The organism is Vibrio chagasii (genome assembly GCA_041879415.1).
Taxonomy (GTDB): domain Bacteria; phylum Pseudomonadota; class Gammaproteobacteria; order Enterobacterales; family Vibrionaceae; genus Vibrio.
The window spans coordinates 2,097,194-2,119,741 of record CP090851.1 but is presented as its reverse complement, the minus strand read 5'-3'; the positions used below and the strand labels follow the sequence as shown (position 1 = coordinate 2,119,741).

The window sequence follows — 22,548 nt, the reverse complement described above, 5'->3', positions numbered from 1 at the left end:
TTGGAATGTCATATGTAGCTTTAAGCGGCCTATCCGCTGCACAATTAGACCTGAATACAACCAGTAACAACATTGCGAACGCAAACACATTTGGCTTTAAAGAGTCTCGTGCTGAATTTGGCGATGTTTACTCAAACTCGTTGTTCACAAATGCAAAAACGACGTCAGGTGGCGGTGCGCAAGCTAGCCAAGTGGCGCAACAGTTCCACGAAGGTTCAAGTATTTATACAAACAACCCAATGGATCTACGCGTAAGTGGTACAGGTTTCTTTGCGGTAGCGAAAGACCGTATGGTGCCAGAAATTAACGAACTAACACGTAATGGTGCATTTCACCTAAACAAAGACAACTACATGGTTACGGCTAACGATGAGTTTCTTTTAGGTTACGATGTTGATCCAAACTCGGGTGAAGTTCTTTCTTATGCGCCAAAGCCTCTCGACATTCCAGCTGAATTTGGTAAGCCAAAACAGACAGAAAACATTGAAGTAGGGGTTAACCTTCCTGCAAACGGTGACCTTAAAGATCCGGCTGCATTTAACTTTAAAGATGCTGACACCTATAACCGTGCAACGTCTTCGACGGTATACGACTCTATGGGTCAGTCTTACAAGTTAACGACTTACTACCTCAAAGATCAAACGCAACCAAACACTTGGCAGACTTACTACACCGTGTCTGATGAGACTGGCGAGAAGCCAATCAACATCACTGGTGGTGATGCAACGAATGCTCAAGGTCATGTTGGTCACACAATGAAGTTCAACAATGACGGTACGTTAGCAAGCCTAAACAGTGGTCAGCCGATTAACTCGGAACCGCTAGGTGCAGGCGCGAACCCTGTCGATTTGAATGGTGCCGATCCAACACAAGTGCTTAAGTTTGGTCTAGATTCTTCAACCCAGTTTGCGGCTCCGTTTGAACTGACTAAGTTTGATGAAGATGGTGCGACAACAGGTTTCTTAACCAAAATCGATTTCGATGAGTACGGCAGTGTTCTAGGTACTTACTCAAATGGTGAAAACGTAATGCTTGGTCGTGTAGGCCTAGTACGTGTTCCAAACGAGCAAGGTCTAGATAAGAAAGGCGGTACTCAGTGGGATTCTACTAACGACTCGGGTGATAAAATCTGGGGCGAATCTAACAAAGGTTCATTTGGTAGCATCAACAACGGCTCTCTGGAGCAGTCGAACATCGATATGACTCAAGAATTGGTTGATTTGATTTCTGCTCAACGTAACTTCCAAGCGAACTCTCGTTCTTTAGAAGTACACAACCAACTACAACAGAATATTCTTCAGATTCGTTAATCGTTTCAAACGTTTGAATCATCTGCGAATACCCAATTCAATGTTATTGAATTGGGTATTGTTGTTTGCTTTTTTATTTGCCGCCCTTATTGCCGCCCGGTAATGCCACTGGCAACAATTCTTCCTCAATGATCCTTCTGTGATCACCTTTCTTGTTTGTTTTCTATTTAAATTATTGATAAATAACAGTTAAAAATATTGGCACAGTGTTTGCTTTATTAGTCCCAGAAGATGATTTTTGGAGCAAAATTATGGATCGCGCACTGTTTCTTGCCATGAGTGGCGCTAAGCAAAATATGCAAGCTTTGCAGCTACGTGCAAACAACCTTGCCAACGTAAGTACAACGGGTTTCCGTGCTGATTTAGCACAAGCGCGTTCAATGCAAGCGTATGGCGAAGGTATGCCTACTCGTGTTTTCAGCATGACAGAGCGTCCAGGACATAATTTTGTGCAAGGTAGTGTTGTTACCACTGGCCGTGATCTTGACGTGACTATTCAAGGTGATGGTTGGATTTCGGTAATGGACAACACTGGTCGTGAAGGCTTAACACGTAACGGTAACCTAAAGGTTGACCAAAACGGTTTGTTGACCAATGCGAGTGGCCACTTGGTATTGGGTGAAAACGACGCACCAATCACACTGCCAATCCCAATCAGCAAAGTCGAAATTGGTACAGACGGTACGATCTCAGTCATTCCTCAAGGCGCTCCAGCTGAGGAATTGGAGGTCGTTGATCGTATTAAACTTGTACGTCCAGACAATCAAAGTTTATTTAAAGATACGAATGGTCTATTCCGTTCGAAAAACCCAGATCAGGCATACGAAGCAGATGCAGCGGTAACGTTGCTAAAAGGTGCTATCGAAGGCAGTAACGTAAATGCCGTAGGTGAAATGACCAGCCTAATTGACTTACAACGTCAGTTTGAAATGCAGGTCAAGATGATGAGCACAGCAGAGGAAATGGACAAGTCGTCTGATTCACTGCTTCGTATGAGCTAATAGAATTTAAAGGAAATTGCTATGCATCCAGCATTATGGGTAAGTAAAACAGGTTTAGACGCCCAACAAACCAACATTTCAACGATTTCAAACAACCTTGCCAACGCCTCGACCATTGGTTTTAAAAAGAGCCGCGCGGTATTTGAAGATCTGTTCTATCAGAACATCAACCAGCCTGGCGGTCAGTCGTCTCAGAACACTGAGTTACCAAGTGGTTTGATGCTAGGTGCGGGTTCTAAAGTAGTTGCGACTCAAAAGGTTCACACACACGGTAACGCGCAGACTACGTCTAACAGCCTAGACATGATGATCGAAGGTGACGGTTTCTTCCAAGTTGAAATGCCAGACGGAGAAACAGGTTACAGCCGTAATGGTCAGTTCACTTTGAACGGTGACGGCGCAATCGTAACATCGGGTCAAGGCTACCCGCTACAACCAGAAATCGTTATCCCTGAAGATGCAATCTCAGTGACAGTCGGTAATGACGGTGAAGTATCGGTTCGTCTTCGTGGTGAGCAGAACAACGTTGTCGTAGGCCAAATCACCATCACTGACTTTGTAAACCCAGGTGGTTTAGAACCAGTAGGTCAAAACCTTTACTTGCCGACAGGCGCGAGTGGTGATCCACAAGAAGGTGTACCTGGCTTCGATGGCCTAGGTAATATTCGCCAGTCGATGCTAGAAACATCGAACGTAAACGTAACTGAAGAGCTTGTGAATATGATCGAAGCTCAACGTGTTTACGAAATGAACTCGAAAGTTATCTCGTCGGTAGACAAGATGATGAGCTTTGTTAACCAACAGCTGTAATCGGTTAATCCACCGCTTACTTGTTTCGTATTAATCGACGTGTTCGTCACGGCTTACTATTTACCACGACTTGCTGAGAGTATATCGCCATGAAACGTATTTTTTGTTTAGCCCTGTTTTTGTCTATGAGCGGTTGTTCTGTATTGGATCCAATTGAGACGCCAGCAGAAGAGAATGCGACCACAGTGGTTGATGCGGTAGAAGGTGATAAATCGGCTCAAGAAAGTTCAGGCATTGTTGATACGCTTCGCGGTCGAACGGATCCTATTGCCGGTGATCCTGCATGGGCGCCAATTAATCCAAAACAGAAGCCAGAGCATTATGCAGCGGCAACCGGCTCACTATTTAACGTAAACCATATTGGCAGTATGTACGATGACTCAAAGCCTCGCGGTATTGGTGACATCATTACTGTGGCATTGGATGAAAATACTCGTGCGACGAAAAAAGCCAATGCAGATATGTCTAAGTCGAATGACTCATCAATGGAGCCTTTAGCTGTTGGTGGTCAAGAGTTAACAATAGACAAGTACAACTTCTCTTACGACCTAAGCAACACCAATACTTTCGCAGGTGACGCGTCTGCTAATCAGAGCAACAGCATCAGTGGTTATATTACTGTGGAAGTGATTGAAGTACTCGCTAACGGCAACCTAGTGGTGCGTGGTGAAAAGTGGATGACTTTGAACACCGGTGATGAGTACATCCGCCTAAGTGGCACCATCCGTCCGGACGATATTGATTTCGATAATACCATCGCTTCAAACCGTGTTTCTAATGCACGAATCCAGTATTCAGGTACCGGAGTGCAACAAGATATGCAAGAGCCTGGATTCTTGGCACGATTCTTTAATGTATCTCTGTAGAGCTTGAGAGGGCGTCGACATACTGACAGCCCGCGTTACGCAGCAACATCTCGCTAAGTCATTATTAATTAAAGCAATCAGACAGGTTACTCAATGAAAAAACTGACACTCGTACTATTCGGCATGCTATTTCTTGCCACCAGTGCCCATGCTGCGCGTATTAAAGACGTGGCAAAAGTGGCGGGTGTTCGTAGTAACCAACTTGTCGGTTATGGTTTGGTCACGGGCTTGCCGGGTACCGGTGAAACAACTCCCTTTACCGATCAAACATTTAACGCGATGCTGCAAAATTTTGGCATCCAATTGCCGCCTGGCACTAAGCCAAAAACAAAAAACGTAGCAGCAGTAATTGTTACCGCTGAACTGCCGGCTTTCTCTAAGCAAGGTCAGGAAGTTGACGTAACCGTATCTTCAATCGGTTCAGCAAAAAGCCTGCGTGGTGGTACCTTGCTACAAACCTTCCTAAAAGGTCTTGATGGTCAGGTGTATGCTGTGGCGCAAGGTAACTTAGTGGTAAGTGGCTTTAGTGCTCAGGGTAACGATGGTTCTAAGATTGTCGGTAATAACCCGAACGTAGGTATCATCTCTAGTGGTGCAACAGTAGAGCAAGAGATCCCAACGCCATTTGGCCGTGGTGATTACATCACCTTCAATCTAATCCAATCCGATTTCACAACAGCGCAGCGCATGGCCGATGCGGTTAATAACTTCTTAGGTCCACAAATGGCGTCTGCGGTTGATGCGACGTCTGTAAAAGTGCGTGCACCGCGAGAAATCAGCCAACGTGTGGCTTTCTTATCGGCAATCGAAAACATTGAATTTGACCCAGCTGAAGGCTCAGCGAAAATCATCGTTAACTCTCGTACCGGTACCATTGTGGTTGGTAAGCACGTGCGCCTAAAAGCGGCGGCGGTAACACACGGTGGTATGACAGTCGCGATTAAAGAAAACTTAAATGTAAGTCAGCCGAATGCATTTTCTGGCGGTCAAACGGTAGTGGTTCCAGACTCTGATATCGAAGTCACTGAGGCCGATGGCAAGATGTTCAAGTTCGAACCTGGCTTAACATTGGATGATCTAGTTCGTGCGGTTAACGAAGTGGGCGCAGCACCTTCTGACCTAATGGCAATCCTTCAAGCACTGAAACAAGCGGGTGCGATTGAAGGCCAGCTGATCATTATCTAAGGAATAGAGCATGATTAAGAATAACAACGACATCGGTTTTATTCACGACATCGGTAGCCTAGACCGTCTTCGTCAACAAGCAGTAAACGGTGAAGAGGGCAGTGAGAAAGAAGCACTTACCGCAGCGGCAAAACAGTTTGAAGCGATTTTCACCTCAATGTTGTTTAAGTCGATGCGCGATGCGAACTCTAGCTTTAAATCGGATATGTTGAACAGCCAGAATGAACAGTTCTACCGTCAGATGCAAGATGACCAAATGGCGAGTGAGCTCAGTGCTAATGGTTCGCTAGGTCTTGCGGATATGATTGTTGCACAATTAAGTGCAGGCCAATCTAGCGACGCGACAGAAGATAAGGTTCGTAGCGAAGGCTTTGATACTTCACTGCAAAGACCTCAATTCTCAGGTAGTTCAGATGAGAGAGCACAAGAAATCCAATCTGCGTCAGTAGCCAAACAGCCGGTCTCTTTCGATTCACCGGAATCATTTGTCACTTCAATGAAGCCTTACGCAGAAAAAGCGGCAAGCGCCCTTGGTGTGGATTCATCTCTACTATTGGCTCAAGCGGCACTGGAAACAGGCTGGGGCTCTAAGATGGTCAAGAACTCTCTGGGCAACAGTAATAACCTATTCAATATCAAAGCAGACAGAAGCTGGAAAGGCGATAAAGTGGCAACTCAAACACTTGAGTTCCATGGTAAAACGGCCGTTAAAGAATCGGCCTCTTTCCGTTCTTACTCTAGTTTTGAAGACAGCTTCAACGATTATGTGAAGTTCTTGAATGAAAACCCAAGGTACGAAACGGCGCTGCAGCACCAAGGCAATTCAGAGAGTTTCATCAAAGGGATTCATCAAGCAGGCTACGCAACCGACCCTAACTACGCTGATAAGGTATTGCGAGTTAAAGCTAAGATTGATGAAATGAACTAAGTCACATCGATTGAACATCTAGAGCTTGCCACTGGCAGGCTCTTTTCTTATCTGCCGTATAAGATTCAACACCACCACACATAGTTATCTCTTTATACTTCAATAAATTAACGCCTTTTGATTCACCTTCTTCTCTATTGGCATACATATTGCTTTTTAAACTGGTAGTTAATCAGTTTATCCTGATTTTGTTAAGTTTTTTGGGGGCATTATGGCGTCGGATCTTCTGAATGTAGGGGCACAAAGTGTTCTTACTGCTCAGAGACAGCTAAACACCACAGGTCATAACATTTCTAACGCCAATACAGAGGGCTATAGCCGCCAATCTGTGATTCAAGGTGTTAATGACCCGCGCCAGTACGGTGGTCAAACCTACGGCATGGGTGTGCATGTGGAAAATGTTCGCCGCTCTTGGGATCAATTTGCCGTCAATGAACTTAACCTATCGACAACCAATGCCGCTAACAAAGGCGATACTCAAGGCAACTTGGATATGCTGTCGAACATGTTGTCTTCGGTGGCTTCGAAGAAGATTCCGGAAAACCTAAATGAATGGTTTGACTCGGTTAAAACATTAGCCGATACACCGAACGATGTTGGTGCTCGAAAAGTCGTAATAGAGAAGGCTGGGCTACTGAGTAAAACGTTGAATGAATTTCATGAAAAGGTTCGTCAACAGTCTGATTCTACTAATAAAAAATTAGATATGGGTATCGAGCGAGTCAACCAACTCGCGATCGAGATCCGTGATGTACAACGCCTGATGATGCGAACTCCTGGGCCTCATAATGACCTGCGAGATCAGCATGAAAAGCTAATTAATGAGCTTTCTGGTTACACCAAAGTAACAGTGACACCACGCTCAAATGCCGAAGGCTTCAATGTCCATATTGGCAACGGCCATACCTTAGTGTCAGGCAGCGAGGCAAGCCAGTTAAAAATGGTGGATGGTTTACCTGATGCACACCAGCGTCGCTTGGCGATTGTTGAAGGTAAGTCTTTAAAGCCGATCACCAGCAGTGACATTGATGGAAAAATCGGTGCCATGTTAGATATGCGAGACGAGCACATCCCAGCAATCATGGATGAGCTTGGCCGCTTGGCAACCGCGTTTTCCTACAAGGTTAATGCTCTTCAAGAGCAAGGTTTGGATCTCAACGGCAACGTGGGTAAGAACCTGTTTACCGATGTGAACTCTGAGCTGGTGGCAAAATCTCGTGTGACGGCAAGTGGGCAATCCAAAGCGGATGTCGCTGTGTTTATTGATGATACTTCTGCCTTAAAAGGTGGAGAGTACGGTCTTAAATACGATGGTAGCGATTACGTGGTGACTAAGCCAAGTGGCGAAACGGTCAAAGTGAGTACTGATTCAAGCGGCAGCGCATTTTATCTTGATGGTATGCGCGTTGAAATTCGTAATCCGCCTGAACTTGGTGAAAAGCTGTTACTGCGTCCAACGCGTAATTTTGCCGCGCAGATTCATATGGCAACCACAGATCCAAAAGACATTGCCGCACAAAGCTATGAGGCATCGACGACGTTTGCCAAGGGTACTGCTGGGTTCAAAATCTTAGAGGCAGGCCAACTGCGTGAGTTTGAAGTGATTGTGTCACCAAAGGGTGAGCAATTCGCGGTGACGGATCCAAAAGGCAATATCTTAATGCAGCCTCAACCGTATCCGCCACAAGGACCGGTGACGATTAACGGCACGACTTTCGAGTTAACGGCAGGCGCGCTGGCAAACGATAAATTTACGGCAAACCTTGTCCCATCTGAAGGTGACAATGGCAACTTGCGTAAGCTGCAAGATCTCCAAACGGGCAAGATCTTGAACGATGGTGAGTCTACGATTTTAGACCTTTACCACAACCTGAATACCAACACGGGTCTGAAGTCTTCAACGGCTAATCGCTTGAGTGATATTGCGACGTTGGAAAAGCAGTCAGCCCAGGAGCGTATTGCTTCAATCTCGGGGGTTAACCTCGACGAAGAAGCGGCAAACATGATGAAGTTTCAACAAGCGTATATGGCTTCTTCACGCATCATGCAAGCTGCTAACGATACCTTTAATACTATTTTAGCTCTGAGGTAGGAAGTATAAATGTTAAATCGTATATCTAGCTTCCATAACTACCAGTCCGTACAAAATGACTTGCGCCGCCAAGAGAACAAGGTGCATCACAACCAAGCGCAACTCGCTTCCGGTAAGAAGCTGCAGTCGCCAAGTGATGACCCGCTAGCGACGCACTATTTACAAAATATTGGTCAGCAATCAGAGCAGCTTAAACAGTACGTTGATGCCATTACTCTGGTTAGAAACCGCCTTGAGCACCATGAGGTGATGATCGCCAACTCGGAAGGATTTGCTGATGAAGCAAAACGAACCGTGATGGAAATGATCAACGGTGCGTTGTCACCTGAAGACCGTTTAGCAAAAAAGCGTGAAATCCAAGAGTTAGCGAATAACTTTTTGTACTTAGCAAACTCCCAAGACGAGTCTGGTAATTACACATTTGCTGGCACTAAGCCGAAAAGCCAACCTTTCTTTCGTGATAACGAAGGAACGGTGACGTATCAAGGCGACGACTATCAGCGAAAGATGCGTGTAGCGAGTAGCTTTGAAATGGCGATGAATGATCCGGGCAGTAAGTTATTTATGGAAATAGATAACCCATTCGGTGATTACGAGCCTCAATACGAGCTAGAGCCCGCATCTGAGTTACTACTTGGTCGTGCAACCAACAGTGCAGAAGATGGTTCTACTTATAAAGTAACGTTTGTTGATATGCAGACCGGTAAGTTTGCGTACCAACTCGAAAAAGATGGCGCTGTGGTTGCTGCTGAAGATTTTGACCCTGCGACTGGCATTGTCTACGAAGGGCTAAATATTCAGTTTAAAGGACAAGTCACTAAGGGCGATTCGATCACCTTAGAGCCGAGAGAGACATTCTCGATCTTTGACACGTTCAAAGAAGCGGCAGAGCAGGTAGAAAATCCAGTGTCCGATGCGTCGGCAACGGCAAAACTTCACCAAATGACGGAAGAGTTCCATGCTGCGTTTATTCACTTAACTAAAGCAAGAACAGATGTTGGTGCCCGTTTGAGTACATTGGATATTCAAGAGCAACAACATGAAGATTTTAAGTTGTCTTTGGCGAAAGCGAAAAGCAACTTTGAAGATTTGGATTACTCGAAAGCCATCATTGAATTCAATGAAAACTCTCGAGCATTGCAAGCTTCACAGCAAGCGTTTGGCAAAACAAAAGACCTAACCTTGTTTAACTATATTTAATGATTGATCGGTATTCAGCGGTGAACTGCTAAATACCAAGGAGTCGATTCTTTGCCTTATGTGCTATGCCATACGTGCGAATGACTTCAAAAATTGCCGCTTTTTCGTACGAAGCATAATGTTTCTTGATATAGCGGCAAAAAACGGCAACAAGAGGATGAGGGCAGTTTCATCTTCTAAAAGTAAACAATCATAATCGCGTTTAATTTTCTGTAAGTTTTTGATTATTAGCAAATAAAAAAATTATTTATACAAAATTAAACTTGGCATACAACTTGTATCTGTGTTGGTTATAAATGATTAATACAGATCTTAAACCTTGTATAAGGTTTATTGAGTAACATACGGTCAGTGCTTATCCATATGAGAGTAAAGCTGGCCGCTTCGCAGAGAGCTTGCGAACTCATAAGGAGAGCAAAATGGCAGTTAATGTAAGTACTAACGTTTCCGCAATGACAGCGCAGCGTTACCTGAATAAAGCGTCTAATGACTTAGCGACTTCTATGGAGCGTCTGTCATCTGGTCACAAGATCAACAGCGCAAAAGATGATGCGGCAGGTCTGCAAATCTCGAACCGTCTAACGGCTCAGTCTCGTGGTCTTGATGTGGCAATGCGCAATGCCAACGACGGTATTTCGATTGCTCAAACGGCAGAAGGCGCGATGAACGAATCGACTAACGTATTACAACGTATGCGTGATCTAGCGATTCAATCATCAAACGGCACTAACTCGCCGGCAGAGCGTACTGCACTGAATGAAGAGTCAATGGCACTTCAAGATGAGCTTAACCGTATCGCGGAAACCACATCGTTTGGTGGTCGTCGTCTACTAAACGGTTCATTCGGTGAAGCTTCATTCCAGATCGGTTCTAACTCTGGTGAAGCAATGATCATGGCTCTGACAAGTATCCGTGCAGATGACTACCGTATGGGTGGTACTACGTTCGATTCAGAAAACGCGAAAGATAAGAACTGGGAAGTGCCGCCAACAGCGAGCGATCTTAAGTTTGAATTCAAAACCAAAGCAGGCGAAGACATCGTTCTAGATATCAACACCAAAGCGGGTGACGATATTGAAGAGTTAGCGACTTACATTAATGGTCAATCTGACTTAGTAAACGCATCAGTTACAGATGATGGCCGTTTACAGCTATTCGTAGCGGAACCTGACCTAGATGGCGCTATGTCTATCTCTGGTGGCTTGGCATCTGAGCTTGGTATTAAGAGCGAAGGCCGTGCAACATCAGTTCAAGATATCAGCCTAACAAGTGTTGCTGGTTCACAGAACGCTATCAGTGTTATCGATTCTGCAATGAAGTACGTAGATTCACAGCGTGCTGATTTGGGTGCGAAACAGAACCGTCTAAGCCACAGTATTAATAACTTGGCAAACGTTCAAGAGAACGTAGACGCTTCAAACAGCCGAATCAAAGATACGGACTTTGCGAAAGAGACGACGCAAATGACCAAATCACAAATTCTGCAACAAGCAGGTACTTCAATACTTGCTCAAGCAAAACAATTGCCTAACTCTGCAATGTCACTATTGCAATAGTTATTGGTTGAACTTGCTGCTCGTGTTCAGACGTGAGCCATGCAGCAAGGGAAACTGGCAAGCATACTTACTATTGGGTGTTTAGCTCTCTCATCTCTCACCTGCTATCCATTTTTACGGTAAGAATGCAACGGCGAGTCGGAAATGTGTTCATTTCTCGATGATCTCCACACAGGCTCTGACGCGCCAACTAGCCCCGGTTCTCTCAAAGGAAAAGGGGCTTTTTCCTTTCTACTGATTACGTTTTATTTTCTCTTCTAACGATCTTTCTTCGTTTTCCCGTTCTGCTGGCTTTAATTTTCTCTGCCGACTTTGTGAAACACAGCTCACCTTTTTGCCTGATATTTGTCCACAACTAAGAACTTTACTGATTGATCATTTCTGTACATTGGCCAACGAAAAAGCCAGTTAGAATGTTTTTTAACCAGTTAAAGCGCGCCTAGTAATAAAAATCTATAGTTATTTTAGAAAGTGGATTGTTTTAACTTGTTGAAATTTAATTGGTTAATAATTTTTTTATGGTTTTTTAAAAGTTTTTCTAAAGCTTCTGATTTTCGAGCCGTTATTAAAAGTAACTTTGAGAGAACTACTTGGTTTTCCGAGACGTCGGAAACCGCAATACCGGAAAATCAATTGGAGAAATCACCATGGCAGTGAATGTAAATACCAACGTTTCAGCGATGACAGCGCAACGTTACCTAAATAACGCGAACAGCGCACAACAAACATCAATGGAGCGTCTAGCTTCTGGCTCTAAAATCAACAGCGCAAAAGACGACGCTGCGGGCCTACAAATCTCTAACCGTTTGAACGTTCAAAGCCGCGGCCTAGACGTTGCTGTTCGTAACGCGAACGACGGTATCTCTATTGCACAAACTGCTGAAGGTGCAATGAACGAGACGACTAACATCCTGCAACGTATGCGTGATCTTTCTCTACAATCTGCGAACGGTTCAAACTCTAAGTCTGAGCGTGTAGCGATTCAAGAAGAAGTAACAGCACTGAACGACGAGCTAAACCGTATCGCGGAAACGACGTCTTTTGGTGGTAACAAGCTGCTTAACGGTACTCACGGTACTAAATCATTCCAAATCGGTGCGGATAACGGTGAAGCGGTAATGCTTCAACTGAAAGATATGCGTTCTGATAATGCTCAGATGGGTGGTAAGAGCTACCAAACTGAGAACGCTAAAGACAAAGACTGGAACGTTCAAGCAGGTTCTAACGACCTAAAACTGTCGTTCACAGATAACTTTGGTCAAGCACAAGAGATCGACATCAACGCAAAAGCGGGTGACGACATCGAAGAGCTAGCGACATACATCAACGGTCAACAAGATTCTGTTAAAGCGTCTGTGACTGAAGACGGTAAGCTACAAATGTTCACTGGTAACAACAAAGTGAGCGGCGATGTTTCTTTCTCTGGTGGTCTTGCTGGCGAGCTAGGCATTCAAGCAGGTAAAGACGTAACCGTTGATACTATCGACGTAACGTCTGTTGGCGGCGCACAAGAGTCTGTAGCAGTAATCGATGCAGCACTTAAGTACGTAGACAGCCACCGTGCAGAGCTGGGTGCTTTCCAAAACCGTTTCGACCACGCAATCAGCAACTTAGACAACATTAACGAAAACGTTAATGCATCTAAGAGCCGTATTAAAGATACCGATTTCGCGAAAGAAACGACTCAGATGACTAAGTCTCAGATCCTTTCTCAAGCTTCAAGCTCGATTCTTGCTCAAGCGAAGCAAGCGCCGAACTCGGCACTTAGCCTACTAGGTTAATCGATTAAAAAGCCACGTTGACTATAAGCGTTGTTGAGACAAAACGTTAACGTAAGGCCTCCACAAATTAGCTCGTGGTGAGAGATGAGCGCTAAACAAACCCAGCTTCGGCTGGGTTTTTGCTTTTCTGAGGTCGGCAAAAGTGTGCTTCAAAGGTTCCAATTAGGGTTGTGGGTAGAAAGCGAGATTCCCTATCACGGTCGTCCCTCCCTGTAGGGAATGACGGATTAGCCTATCAATCTTCCGACATTACTCGGTCATCCCAGAATCGAGTAGAACGAGATGTCAGGGATCTGCTTTGTCTTTTTATGTGCAAGGCGATACTTATAAATGATGAAGACAGGAAACTTTAGCGCATATCGGTCTATTAATTGAATGGCGATCACGCTTTTCTTTGTTATTGAAAATAATGCGAAAAAAAACACATTTTTTATTAAAGCTTCTAATTAAGGCGCCGTTAAAGGGATTGAGAGAAATGATATGTACCAATGTAAGGTGAGAGAGACAGTGGTGCGTAAACAAATTGATATGTATTTGTGTGAGGTGAGAGTCACATGGGTGCATTAAAAAATGCCTAAAGGAGATCAACTATGGCGATTAATGTAAGCACTAACGTGTCTGCAATGACGGCTCAGCGTTACCTAAATAACGCGGCTGAAGGTACTCAAAAATCAATGGAGCGTTTGTCTTCTGGCTATAAAATCAATAGCGCAAAAGATGATGCTGCAGGCTTACAAATCTCTAACCGCTTAACGTCGCAAAGCCGTGGCCTAGATATGGCTGTGAAAAACGCGAATGACGGTATCTCTATTGCACAAACAGCTGAAGGTGCGATGAATGAGTCAACCAACATTCTGCAACGTATGCGTGACCTTTCTCTTCAATCTGCAAACGGTTCAAACAGCAAGTCTGAGCGTGTTGCTATCCAAGAAGAAGTATCTGCTCTAAACACAGAACTTAACCGTATCGCTGAAACAACCTCTTTTGGTGGTAACAAGCTTCTAAACGGTACTTACGGTAGCCAATCTTTCCAAATCGGTGCTGACTCAGGTGAAGCGGTAATGCTATCTATGGGCAACATGCGTACCGACACTCAAGAAATGGGTGGTAAGAGCTACGGTGTTACTGAAGGTAAAGATGCATCTTGGCGTGTAGGCGCTGGCGCTGACCTTACTATCAAATACAACGATAAGTTTGGCGAAGCTCAAGAGCTATCTATCTCTGCTAAAGAAGGCAACGATATCGAAGAGCTAGCAACTTACATCAACGGTCAAAGCCAAGACGTTAAAGCGTCGGTAGGTGAAGGCGGTAAACTACAACTTTTCGCTTCTAGCCAAAAAGTTGAAGGTGATGTTGAGTTTGGTGGCAGCCTTGCAAGTGAGCTAGGTATTGGCGCAGGTAAAGATGTAACCGTAAACGACATCGACGTAACATCAGTTGCGGGTGCAAACGAAGCGGTATCTATCATCGATGGCGCTCTAAAATCTGTAGATAGCCAACGTGCATCTCTTGGTGCTTTCCAAAACCGTTTTGACCATGCAATCAGCAACTTAGAAAACATCAACGAAAACGTTAATGCTTCTAAGAGCCGTATCAAAGATACCGATTATGCGAAAGAAACAACGGCAATGACGAAGTCTCAAATCCTACAACAGGCGAGTACTTCTATCCTAGCTCAAGCAAAACAATCACCATCAGCAGCTCTAAGCTTATTGGGCTAAACTTACCTCGGTAAGTAGCGGTAAACTCCGCTTTACGTGGAGTTTTACTGTTGGCTCATGAAGGAGGGAGGGAGAGTGTTATGGAAATACCATCTAACGCATCGAACATCCAGCCTTATGGCTCACCTAATGGCATTAAAATTGCTAGCGATGAAGGTAGTAGTGCGTCGAGCATTTCACGACTGAAGGAAGCAACCTCTTATGGCAAGGTAGAGAAATCGAAAGAAGAAGCTACCGAAGCTGCGATTCAATTAGCTCAAGAGAGAAAAGAGCTAAATGATGAAGAGCGAGTCAAGATGGTGGAGAAGGTAAACGAGTTTATCTCCTCTCTCAATAAGGGCGTTGCCTTTAAGGTCGACGAAGAATCGGGAAGGGATGTGGTGACTATTTATGAAACCACAACCGGTGATATTATTCGCCAGATACCCGATGAAGAAATGCTTGAAATTCTAAGACGCCTAGCAGCCCAAAACTCGAATAGTAGAATATTTGAGGTGAAGGTCTAAGTCGTATTATTGAGGTGGTTTAATGAGTTTTGGCCCAATGGGGATTTCGTCTGGCATGGATATCAATTCCATGGTCAGCAAAATTGTGGATTCGGAGCGTGTACCTAAACAGCAACGAATCGACAATGAAAGAGCGCGAATCGATACCAGCATTAGTGCCTATGGAAGACTCAGAGAATCTCTCGATTCGATGAAAAACCTGATGACAAACTTTCGTCAGGAAAAAGCTTTCGCTGTACGTACAGTGGAAAGTACCGATGAAGGTCTTGTTTCTGCAACCGCGACTACTGAAGCGATCGCTGGCAAATATGCCATCGATGTGTTGCAGCTTGCCCAAAGCCATAAAGTAGCGTCAGATGTTCTATCTGATGACATGAAATTTGGCCCAGGTAAGCTGCAGGTTTCGCTTGGTGATGATAGCTTTGATGTACAAGTAGGTGACAGATCAAAGCTAATCGATGTTGTTCGCAGCATAAACGGTGCAGATAGAAACCCAGGCGTTCGTGCATCCATTATTAATGATACCGAAGGCCCTCGACTTATTGTCGCCTCCAACAAATCTGGCGCAGACCAACAGATCAGCATCAATGTAGAGTCTGATGCGTCAAATCCTCTAAAAAAACTCGAATACAAAACCCTTGAAGAACGTGTTCAAGCGCTAGAGAAAGCTCGCCTTGCCGCTCAAGATGTACTTGGGCTCACACCTGCTGGAAAAGCCGTTGATCTTATCGATGAGGCTATCTCTGATGATGATCCGAAAGCTGATGAAGCTGTCGACGAAGACGGCAATATCATTCCAGGTTCTCAAGCTGATTCAACGTCCCCTGTAGAAGATGGCTCTCAAAGCCTTAGCTTCGGTGAACAAGCCGCTGCAGATGGCCAAGCTGCCCTAGACGCCGCTCAAGCGGCAAAATCTGTCATGCCTGAAGACAATATCCCAGGTTGGACGGAAACCGCTTCTGGCACGTTGTTAGATTCCTATTACACACCAGAACTTGAGCTTGACGAAAAAGCGATCGAGAAGGCGCCTGATGTTCCTGGTTGGTCAAACACGGCCTCTGGTACTTTGACTGATTCATATGTTACACCGAAAGAAGCTCAGCAGAAGTTAGAAGCAGAGCAAGCACGTATTGAAGAGAAGATCGCTCAAGAAAAAGCGGATCTGGCCAAGAAAGTAGAAAGCGGCGAATTGACCGCAGAGCAAGCCAAAAATATCGAGCGTGCCAAATTAGAGCCTGAAGAGCGAGAGCGCTTAGAGAAAGTCGACAAGGCACAAGCTGATTTGGCGCTTGCTCAGCAATCTTTCGATAGTTACAGCGGCATGACCGAAGTCCAAGCTGGCCAAGACTCAATGGTCGTTCTGGACGGTGTCGCTCAGCTCTCGAGTAACAACAATGTGATTGAAGATGCCGTTGAAGGCATTGATATTACGGTGAAAGGAAAGACGCCAAAAGATAAGCCACCTGCAGAAATTGGTGTTGAGTACGACCGTAATAGTGTTCGCCAAGACATTGAAGCCTTTGTGAATTCCTACAACCAGTTTTATCAAGTGTCTAAAAACTTGGCGGGTGTCGACCCTGCGACCGGACAAAAAGGCCCACTTTCTGGTGACAGTACGGTCCGTAACGCCGACTCACGATTGAAAGGGGTATTCTCTTCAAGCATCGAAGGGGCACCTGAGAACCTTAAGTCTTTAACGGAATTTGGTATCACGACCACCAGACAAGGCTCTCTGGAGATCAACTACGACATGCTGGACCGACAGCTAAACAATAACTTTGATAAGCTGGGCGAGTTCTTTGGCGGCAATAATGGCTTTGCTAAAAAGGTTGAAGATGCGATTCAGGGTATCACTGGTATTACGGGTTCAATCCGTACTCGAGAAAAGAGTCTGGTTGAACAAAACTACCGTTTAGCAGATGACCAAAACGCCTTAGATCGTCGAATGGACAGTCTTGAAAGTCGCACTCACTCTAAGTTCACCGCCATGCAAGATGCAACCAGTAAGATGCAGTCTCAGCTTGGCAGTATGATGAATGCGTTGGGTTAATAGATGACCAGTCAGCTTCGAGAGCTTTGTGAACTAGATCAATTAATTATCTCTAAGCTCGAATTTAGTGAAATTAATGCTGAAGAAATAGCGACGCTTGTCGATAACAGAGAACAGTTATTGCAAAACGTGCTTCAATTCATCGATTCACACCCTGACGTTAAGCAAAGTTCGGAGTGGTTTGAAGCCATTTCGAGAACAAGAAAATTAGTCGAATTGATGCAGTCTGAAACTGGTCGGGTAGGGAAAAACCTGCACAAGTACCGACACGGTGCCAAGTCAGTTCAACAATACAAAAAGTTTTTATAGAAGAGGTTTACTATGCGCGGTTCTTTACAGGCATATAAAAAGGTATCAGTGGATAGTCAGTTAACGGCTGCCTCACCGCATAAGATTGTGCAAATGCTGATGGCGGGCGCGATTGAGCGTTTGATCCAAGGTAAAGCGGCAATGCAAGCGGGCAATATCCCTGTGAAAGGTGAGCGTCTTGGCAAGGCTCTAGATATCATTATTAGCCTACGTAGCTGCCTTTCTATGGACGATGGTGGTGATATTGCCAAAAACCTAGATCAACTTTATGAGTTCATGATCACGCAAATTTCTGCGGCAAATCACAAAAATGACCCTCAGCCTATTGATGATGTTATCGATATTATTCGCGAAATTAAGAGCGCTTGGGACCAAATTCCGAATGAATATCACAACTTGACGTCTGCTGAAGTCGGTATTTAAAGAAAAATTGCTGTTTTTGCCAACCTTAGATCCGCTAATTGGTTGGTTGCCTTATTTTTTTAATCAAATAAAATAGAAGCCATTAGATAGCCTAATGGCTTTTTTCGTTGCTGATTTCATAAATTTGTCCTCGTGAACCATAATCACAGATAGAATTCTAAATTTTATGGATTACGTTGCTCACCGTTTTTCCGCATCGCACCAAAATAAAGGCAATAATTCCTACTTATGCAAGGTTTGGCAAAACTGCTTGTCGTCGACGATAACGCTCAAGATCGTCACAATTTAAGCACAATATTAGAGTTTGTAGGAGAGAGCTGCGAAGTTATCAGCTCTGAACAAGCGCGCAAAGTCGACTGGTCACTACAGTGGGCTGGTTGCATTATCGGTTCAATAAAAGGTAAAGGCTTCAACGCATTACTGAATGACAAGCTTGTTCACGCGAATCACATCCCTCTACTTGTGATTGGCAAAAACAACCATCCTGTTGATGAGCTCACCAATTTTGTTGGTGAACTCGAGCTGCCCCTAAACTACCCTCAGTTAAGTGACGCATTAAGACATTGTAAAGATTTCCTAGGTCGCAAAGGGGTTCAAGTAGTCTCTTCTGCACGCAAGAACACACTGTTTCGTAGCCTAGTGGGTCAAAGTGCTGGTATTCAAGAAGTTCGTCACCTAATTGAACAAGTCTCCTCTACTGAAGCGAATGTACTGATTCTTGGTGAATCCGGTACCGGCAAAGAGGTGGTTGCACGTAACATTCATTACCATTCAAAGCGCCGCTCTGGTCCGTTTGTGCCAGTTAACTGTGGTGCAATCCCGCCAGACTTATTGGAAAGTGAGCTTTTCGGTCATGAGAAGGGCGCATTTACTGGCGCGATTACCGCACGTAAAGGACGCTTTGAGTTAGCTGAAGGTGGCACGCTATTTCTTGATGAAATTGGCGACATGCCAATGGCTATGCAAGTTAAGCTGTTGCGTGTACTACAAGAGCGATGCTTTGAACGCGTAGGTGGCAATTGCACTATTCAGGCTAACGTTCGCGTGATTGCGGCTACACACCGTAACCTTGAAGATATGATCGACGATGATTCATTCCGTGAAGATCTTTATTACCGCTTGAATGTGTTCCCGATTGAAATGCCGGCCTTACAAGAGCGTAAAGAAGATATTCCTCTTCTTCTTCAGGAGCTTATGACGAGAATGGAAGCGGAAGGTAGTCTGCCTATCTGCTTTACGCCTCGCGCGATTAACTCTTTGATGGAGCACGACTGGCCAGGTAACGTACGTGAATTGGCGAATTTAGTGGAGCGCATGGTTATTCTCTATCCGAATAGCCTAGTGGATGTAAACCACCTGCCAACTAAGTATCGATACAGTGATATCCCTGAATTCCAACCAGAGTTTAATAGCTTTGTGTCTGAGGAAGAGCAAGAGCGTGACGCGTTAGCCGATCTATTCTCGGAAGATTTCAGTTTCGATCAGCAAGATGATATGACTGACAACGCGAATGCACCTCAGGAACTACCACCAGAAGGTGTGAACCTGAAAGAGCTACTCGCTGATATGGAAGTGAATATGATCAATCAAGCCTTGGAGGCGCAGGGTGGTATTGTTGCTCGAGCGGCAGACATGTTAGGTATGCGCAGAACCACTCTGGTTGAGAAAATGCGTAAATACAATCTGCAGCGTTAGTGTTCTGCTTTTCGAAAACGAAAAACAAACACGAAATTTTTAGCTAATCGTTCACTTTAGCTAAGCGATAAGATAAACCATAGTCGAGTTGTTGCTTGCTTAACTATGTGATAAATATAGCAAATAGCCTGACTCGTTTTGTGCGTGTCAGGCTGTTTTAGTATTTGAGGCAAATTTTTGACATGCACGTATCTAACGAACCAGAAAACCAATCACACCTAGATTCTGTTGAACAACAAGTCGAGCGTTACAAGCAAGTGCTCGATGTTATGCCAGCTGGTGTCATCTTGTTAGATACCCATGGTGAAGTGAGAGAAGCAAACCCTGAAGCGCACCGCATTCTTGGCGTTGAGTTAGTTGGAGAGAAGTGGTTTTCTGTTATCCAAAGTGCTTTTGATCCAAAGGACGATGATGGCCATGAGATTTCATTAAAGAACGGTCGAAAGGTACGTTTGGCGATTTCTGCGTCTACCACAGGTCAGCTGATTTTGATTACCGATCTGACCGAGACGCGTTTGCTGCAATCACGGGTTAGTGATCTTCAGCGTTTGTCGTCATTAGGCAGAATGGTGGCGTCACTTGCTCATCAGGTTCGTACACCGCTTTCTAGTGCGATGTTGTATGCGTCAAACCTTGCCGCACCGAATCTACCACCGGCAACAAAGACACGTTTTCAATCTAAGCTTATGGATAGACTTCATGACTTAGAGAAGCAAGTCAATGACATGTTGTTGTTTGCTAAGGGCGGCGATAACAAGGTGGTGAAACCTTTTACAGTGGCTGAATTGATAACAGAATTTCAGCCAATGGTAGAAGCGGCGTTGAAATCGAACCAAATTGATTACTGCCAAGAAGTGGAAGGCGAACAGACTCAAATGTTCGGTAATGCCAACGCGATTGCCTCCGCTTTAAGTAATCTGGTTTTGAATGCGGTTCAAATTGCTGGCAAAGAATCACAGATAGATGTGTTTTTTAGGCCGGTAAACGGCGAGCTTAAGATATCAGTACAAGACAGTGGTCCCGGCGTACCAAAAGAGCTTCAAGGTAAAATTATGGAACCATTCTTTACCACCCGCTCACAAGGCACAGGCTTAGGCTTGGCGGTTGTACAAATGGTATGTCGAGCACATGAAGGCCGATTGGAATTGATATCAGAAGAGGGCGACGGCGCATGCTTTACTATGTGTTTGCCGCTAGAAAGAAGCGCTTCTACTGAAGATTAATAAGTTTTAACTGAATTTACACTGGAGAATCCTATGGCTCAAAGCAAAGTGTTAATCGTCGAAGATGATGAAGGTCTACGCGAGGCCCTTGTCGATACACTCGCGCTTGCTGGCTATGAATGGCTAGAAGCAGATTGCGCAGAAGATGCTCTAGTCAAACTAAAATCGAACTCCGTTGATATCGTTGTCTCTGATGTTCAGATGGCAGGCATGGGCGGCTTAGCACTGTTAAGAAATATCAAGCAGCATTGGCCGAATCTCCCTGTATTGTTGATGACAGCTTACGCAAATATCGAAGACGCCGTTGCTGCAATGAAAGAAGGCGCTATCGATTACATGGCAAAGCCATTTGCGCCGGAAGTACTGCTAAACATGGTGAGCCGTTACGCTCCCGTTAAGTCAGACGACAATGGTGATGCCATCGTTGCCGATGAGAAAAGTATCAAGCTGATGATGCTGGCTGATAAAGTTGCCAAAACGGACGCCAATGTTATGGTTCTTGGCCCAAGTGGTTCAGGTAAAGAGGTGATGTCACGCTATATCCATAATGCCTCTAACCGTAAAGATGGCCCGTTCGTCGCGATTAACTGTGCGGCAATTCCTGACAATATGTTGGAAGCGACTCTGTTTGGTTATGAAAAAGGTGCATTTACTGGCGCTATTCAAGCGTGTCCAGGTAAGTTTGAACAAGCTCAGGGCGGTACTATTTTACTGGATGAAATCAGTGAAATGGACCTTGGCCTGCAAGCTAAGCTATTGCGTGTATTGCAAGAGCGTGAAGTGGAACGCTTAGGTAGCCGTAAGAGCATTAAACTCGATGTTCGTGTACTCGCGACCAGTAACCGAGACCTCAAGCAGTATGTGTCTGAAGGTAATTTCCGTGAAGACTTATACTACCGTCTGAACGTTTTCCCAATTTCTTGGCCCCCACTGTGTGAGCGTAAAGGTGATATTGAGCCTTTGGCGAAGCACTTGGTTGAGCGCCACTGTACCAAACTGGGCATGCCAGTTCCGGTTATGTCAGCTCAAGCGATCAGCAAACTCGTCAATTATCCGTGGCCGGGCAATGTCCGTGAGCTTGATAATGTCGTGCAGCGTGCGCTGATTCTAAGCGAAGAAGAAAAAATTTCTGGTGAGCATATCCTACTTGAAGGGGTAGATTGGCAAGACGCCAGTGGCCTACAACAGATTGTTGAAGGTAGTGACGTGGCAACGCCAGATATCAAGCCTATTGCAGAAGCAAACTCGATCAATAAAATCGCTTCAAGCAGTGAAGGGCTGGGGAATGAGCTTAGAGATCAAGAGTATGCGATCATCCTCGAAACTTTGATTGCATGTAATGGCCGACGTAAAGATATGGCTGAGAAACTCGGTATTAGCCCTCGCACATTGCGCTATAAGTTAGCAAAAATGCGCGATGCTGGAATAGATATCCCAAACTAAGCACAGATTAGTAGTGTCAGCTTTCTGACTAGTGTAATACGATATCTAGTCGTTTTTAGGTATGGCACGCTAATTGCTCTGTCAATAATACAGCAAAATAGATAGTCATAATTTTGACTCCTTGAGGTAGTAAATGAGAATAGATGGTTTACAAGGCGAAATGCAGGCAATGATGGTTGAAGCTGCGAGCGCGCGTCCTGCTGCGACAGGACAAACGGTCGGTGCAGACTTCGGCAACATGCTGACGCAAGCCATCAACAATGTGAACTCATTGCAAAAGACTTCAGGGGATCTACAAACTCGTTTTGATAGCGGTGACCAAAGTGTGTCGCTGTCTGATGTGATGATTGCTCGTAATAAATCTAGTGTGGCCTTTGAAGCGACAATCCAAATTAGAAATAAGTTGGTTGAGTCGTATAAAGAGCTGATGAATATGCCGGTATAAGTTG

General features: G+C 44.8%; 20 protein-coding genes. 19 read left to right on the top strand and 1 reads right to left on the bottom strand.

Annotated elements, in window-relative coordinates; all coding sequences use genetic code 11:
• Window positions 1-5: 5 nt before the first annotated feature.
• From flgE to flgJ, 6 genes are all read left to right on the top strand, one after another.
• Entirely contained in the window at window positions 6-1,310 is a 1,305-nt protein-coding gene (gene flgE / locus L0991_09490) for a flagellar hook protein FlgE (protein XGB61672.1), read from the top strand.
• A gap of 251 nt (window positions 1,311-1,561) precedes the next feature.
• Entirely contained in the window at window positions 1,562-2,311 is a 750-nt protein-coding gene (locus L0991_09485; GenBank protein XGB61671.1) for a flagellar basal body rod protein FlgF, read from the top strand.
• A 21-nt stretch (window positions 2,312-2,332) separates the two neighbouring features.
• Entirely contained in the window at window positions 2,333-3,121 is a 789-nt protein-coding gene (gene flgG / locus L0991_09480; protein ID XGB61670.1) for a flagellar basal-body rod protein FlgG, read from the top strand.
• A gap of 89 nt (window positions 3,122-3,210) precedes the next feature.
• Window positions 3,211-3,987, top strand: coding sequence for a flagellar basal body L-ring protein FlgH (flgH, locus tag L0991_09475; GenBank protein ID XGB61669.1), 777 nt, complete (start codon window positions 3,211-3,213; stop codon window positions 3,985-3,987).
• A 93-nt stretch (window positions 3,988-4,080) separates the two neighbouring features.
• Window positions 4,081-5,172, top strand: coding sequence for a flagellar basal body P-ring protein FlgI (locus L0991_09470; protein ID XGB61668.1), 1,092 nt, complete (start codon window positions 4,081-4,083; stop codon window positions 5,170-5,172).
• Between the two features lie 10 nt (window positions 5,173-5,182).
• A complete protein-coding gene (gene flgJ / locus L0991_09465; GenBank protein XGB61667.1) occupies window positions 5,183-6,100 on the top strand; it encodes a flagellar assembly peptidoglycan hydrolase FlgJ in 918 nt (305 codons plus the stop codon).
• A gap of 1 nt (window position 6,101) precedes the next feature.
• On the opposite strand, the gene L0991_09460 is transcribed toward flgJ, so the two are convergent.
• Window positions 6,102-6,248 carry a hypothetical protein gene (locus L0991_09460; protein XGB61666.1) on the bottom strand — a complete coding sequence of 49 codons (147 nt, stop codon included), beginning with the start codon at window positions 6,246-6,248 and terminating at the stop codon, window positions 6,102-6,104.
• A gap of 63 nt (window positions 6,249-6,311) precedes the next feature.
• Here L0991_09460 and flgK point away from each other — a divergent pair, with 63 nt between their 5' ends.
• The 13 genes from flgK (at window position 6,312) to fliE (ending at window position 22,544) form a co-directional block, all read left to right on the top strand.
• The gene (gene flgK / locus L0991_09455; protein XGB61665.1) at window positions 6,312-8,192 is read left to right on the top strand and encodes a flagellar hook-associated protein FlgK; all 1,881 of its coding nucleotides are present in this window, start codon (window positions 6,312-6,314) and stop codon (window positions 8,190-8,192) included.
• A gap of 9 nt (window positions 8,193-8,201) precedes the next feature.
• Window positions 8,202-9,392 (top strand): flagellar hook-associated protein FlgL, encoded by a 1,191-nt coding sequence (gene flgL / locus L0991_09450; protein XGB61664.1) that lies wholly within the window; start codon window positions 8,202-8,204, stop codon window positions 9,390-9,392.
• A gap of 419 nt (window positions 9,393-9,811) precedes the next feature.
• Window positions 9,812-10,948, top strand: coding sequence for a flagellin (locus tag L0991_09445; GenBank protein ID XGB61663.1), 1,137 nt, complete (start codon window positions 9,812-9,814; stop codon window positions 10,946-10,948).
• Window positions 10,949-11,595: 647 nt separating this feature from the next.
• Entirely contained in the window at window positions 11,596-12,729 is a 1,134-nt protein-coding gene (locus L0991_09440; GenBank protein ID XGB61662.1) for a flagellin, read from the top strand.
• A 590-nt stretch (window positions 12,730-13,319) separates the two neighbouring features.
• Window positions 13,320-14,450 carry a flagellin gene (locus L0991_09435; protein ID XGB61661.1) on the top strand — a complete coding sequence of 377 codons (1,131 nt, stop codon included), beginning with the start codon at window positions 13,320-13,322 and terminating at the stop codon, window positions 14,448-14,450.
• An 80-nt stretch (window positions 14,451-14,530) separates the two neighbouring features.
• Window positions 14,531-14,956 carry a flagellar protein FlaG gene (flaG, locus tag L0991_09430; protein ID XGB61660.1) on the top strand — a complete coding sequence of 142 codons (426 nt, stop codon included), beginning with the start codon at window positions 14,531-14,533 and terminating at the stop codon, window positions 14,954-14,956.
• 22 nt (window positions 14,957-14,978) lie between these two features.
• Window positions 14,979-17,006 (top strand): flagellar filament capping protein FliD, encoded by a 2,028-nt coding sequence (gene fliD, locus L0991_09425; GenBank protein ID XGB61659.1) that lies wholly within the window; start codon window positions 14,979-14,981, stop codon window positions 17,004-17,006.
• A 3-nt stretch (window positions 17,007-17,009) separates the two neighbouring features.
• The gene (locus tag L0991_09420) at window positions 17,010-17,315 is read left to right on the top strand and encodes a flagellar protein FliT (GenBank protein XGB61658.1); all 306 of its coding nucleotides are present in this window, start codon (window positions 17,010-17,012) and stop codon (window positions 17,313-17,315) included.
• A 12-nt stretch (window positions 17,316-17,327) separates the two neighbouring features.
• Window positions 17,328-17,738 (top strand): flagellar export chaperone FliS, encoded by a 411-nt coding sequence (gene fliS, locus L0991_09415; GenBank protein ID XGB61657.1) that lies wholly within the window; start codon window positions 17,328-17,330, stop codon window positions 17,736-17,738.
• Between the two features lie 228 nt (window positions 17,739-17,966).
• Window positions 17,967-19,433 (top strand): sigma-54 dependent transcriptional regulator, encoded by a 1,467-nt coding sequence (locus L0991_09410; GenBank protein XGB61656.1) that lies wholly within the window; start codon window positions 17,967-17,969, stop codon window positions 19,431-19,433.
• Window positions 19,434-19,615: 182 nt separating this feature from the next.
• Window positions 19,616-20,656 carry an ATP-binding protein gene (locus tag L0991_09405; GenBank protein XGB61655.1) on the top strand — a complete coding sequence of 347 codons (1,041 nt, stop codon included), beginning with the start codon at window positions 19,616-19,618 and terminating at the stop codon, window positions 20,654-20,656.
• A gap of 33 nt (window positions 20,657-20,689) precedes the next feature.
• Window positions 20,690-22,099: a sigma-54 dependent transcriptional regulator gene (locus L0991_09400; GenBank protein XGB61654.1), complete on the top strand. Its 1,410-nt coding sequence runs from the start codon at window positions 20,690-20,692 to the stop codon at window positions 22,097-22,099.
• A 133-nt stretch (window positions 22,100-22,232) separates the two neighbouring features.
• Window positions 22,233-22,544 (top strand): flagellar hook-basal body complex protein FliE, encoded by a 312-nt coding sequence (gene fliE, locus L0991_09395; GenBank protein XGB61653.1) that lies wholly within the window; start codon window positions 22,233-22,235, stop codon window positions 22,542-22,544.
• Window positions 22,545-22,548: the final 4 nt, after the last annotated feature.

What these genes read in the sequence shown, in the direction of transcription:
- L0991_09420 (XGB61658.1), top strand. Translation starts at nt 17,010, where the DNA reads ATGACCAGTCAGCTTCGAGAGCTTTGTGAACTAGATCAATTAATTATC.
- flgE (XGB61672.1), top strand. Translation starts at nt 6, where the DNA reads ATGTCATATGTAGCTTTAAGCGGCCTATCCGCTGCACAATTAGACCTG.
- L0991_09445 (XGB61663.1), top strand. Translation starts at nt 9,812, where the DNA reads ATGGCAGTTAATGTAAGTACTAACGTTTCCGCAATGACAGCGCAGCGT.
- L0991_09405 (XGB61655.1), top strand. Translation starts at nt 19,616, where the DNA reads ATGCACGTATCTAACGAACCAGAAAACCAATCACACCTAGATTCTGTT.
- L0991_09435 (XGB61661.1), top strand. Translation starts at nt 13,320, where the DNA reads ATGGCGATTAATGTAAGCACTAACGTGTCTGCAATGACGGCTCAGCGT.
- flgK (XGB61665.1), top strand. Translation starts at nt 6,312, where the DNA reads ATGGCGTCGGATCTTCTGAATGTAGGGGCACAAAGTGTTCTTACTGCT.
- L0991_09470 (XGB61668.1), top strand. Translation starts at nt 4,081, where the DNA reads ATGAAAAAACTGACACTCGTACTATTCGGCATGCTATTTCTTGCCACC.
- flgJ (XGB61667.1), top strand. Translation starts at nt 5,183, where the DNA reads ATGATTAAGAATAACAACGACATCGGTTTTATTCACGACATCGGTAGC.
- flgL (XGB61664.1), top strand. Translation starts at nt 8,202, where the DNA reads ATGTTAAATCGTATATCTAGCTTCCATAACTACCAGTCCGTACAAAAT.
- L0991_09410 (XGB61656.1), top strand. Translation starts at nt 17,967, where the DNA reads ATGCAAGGTTTGGCAAAACTGCTTGTCGTCGACGATAACGCTCAAGAT.
- flaG (XGB61660.1), top strand. Translation starts at nt 14,531, where the DNA reads ATGGAAATACCATCTAACGCATCGAACATCCAGCCTTATGGCTCACCT.
- fliD (XGB61659.1), top strand. Translation starts at nt 14,979, where the DNA reads ATGAGTTTTGGCCCAATGGGGATTTCGTCTGGCATGGATATCAATTCC.
- L0991_09400 (XGB61654.1), top strand. Translation starts at nt 20,690, where the DNA reads ATGGCTCAAAGCAAAGTGTTAATCGTCGAAGATGATGAAGGTCTACGC.
- flgG (XGB61670.1), top strand. Translation starts at nt 2,333, where the DNA reads ATGCATCCAGCATTATGGGTAAGTAAAACAGGTTTAGACGCCCAACAA.
- L0991_09485 (XGB61671.1), top strand. Translation starts at nt 1,562, where the DNA reads ATGGATCGCGCACTGTTTCTTGCCATGAGTGGCGCTAAGCAAAATATG.
- flgH (XGB61669.1), top strand. Translation starts at nt 3,211, where the DNA reads ATGAAACGTATTTTTTGTTTAGCCCTGTTTTTGTCTATGAGCGGTTGT.
- fliE (XGB61653.1), top strand. Translation starts at nt 22,233, where the DNA reads ATGAGAATAGATGGTTTACAAGGCGAAATGCAGGCAATGATGGTTGAA.
- fliS (XGB61657.1), top strand. Translation starts at nt 17,328, where the DNA reads ATGCGCGGTTCTTTACAGGCATATAAAAAGGTATCAGTGGATAGTCAG.
- L0991_09460 (XGB61666.1), bottom strand. Translation starts at nt 6,248, where the DNA reads ATGTATGCCAATAGAGAAGAAGGTGAATCAAAAGGCGTTAATTTATTG.
- L0991_09440 (XGB61662.1), top strand. Translation starts at nt 11,596, where the DNA reads ATGGCAGTGAATGTAAATACCAACGTTTCAGCGATGACAGCGCAACGT.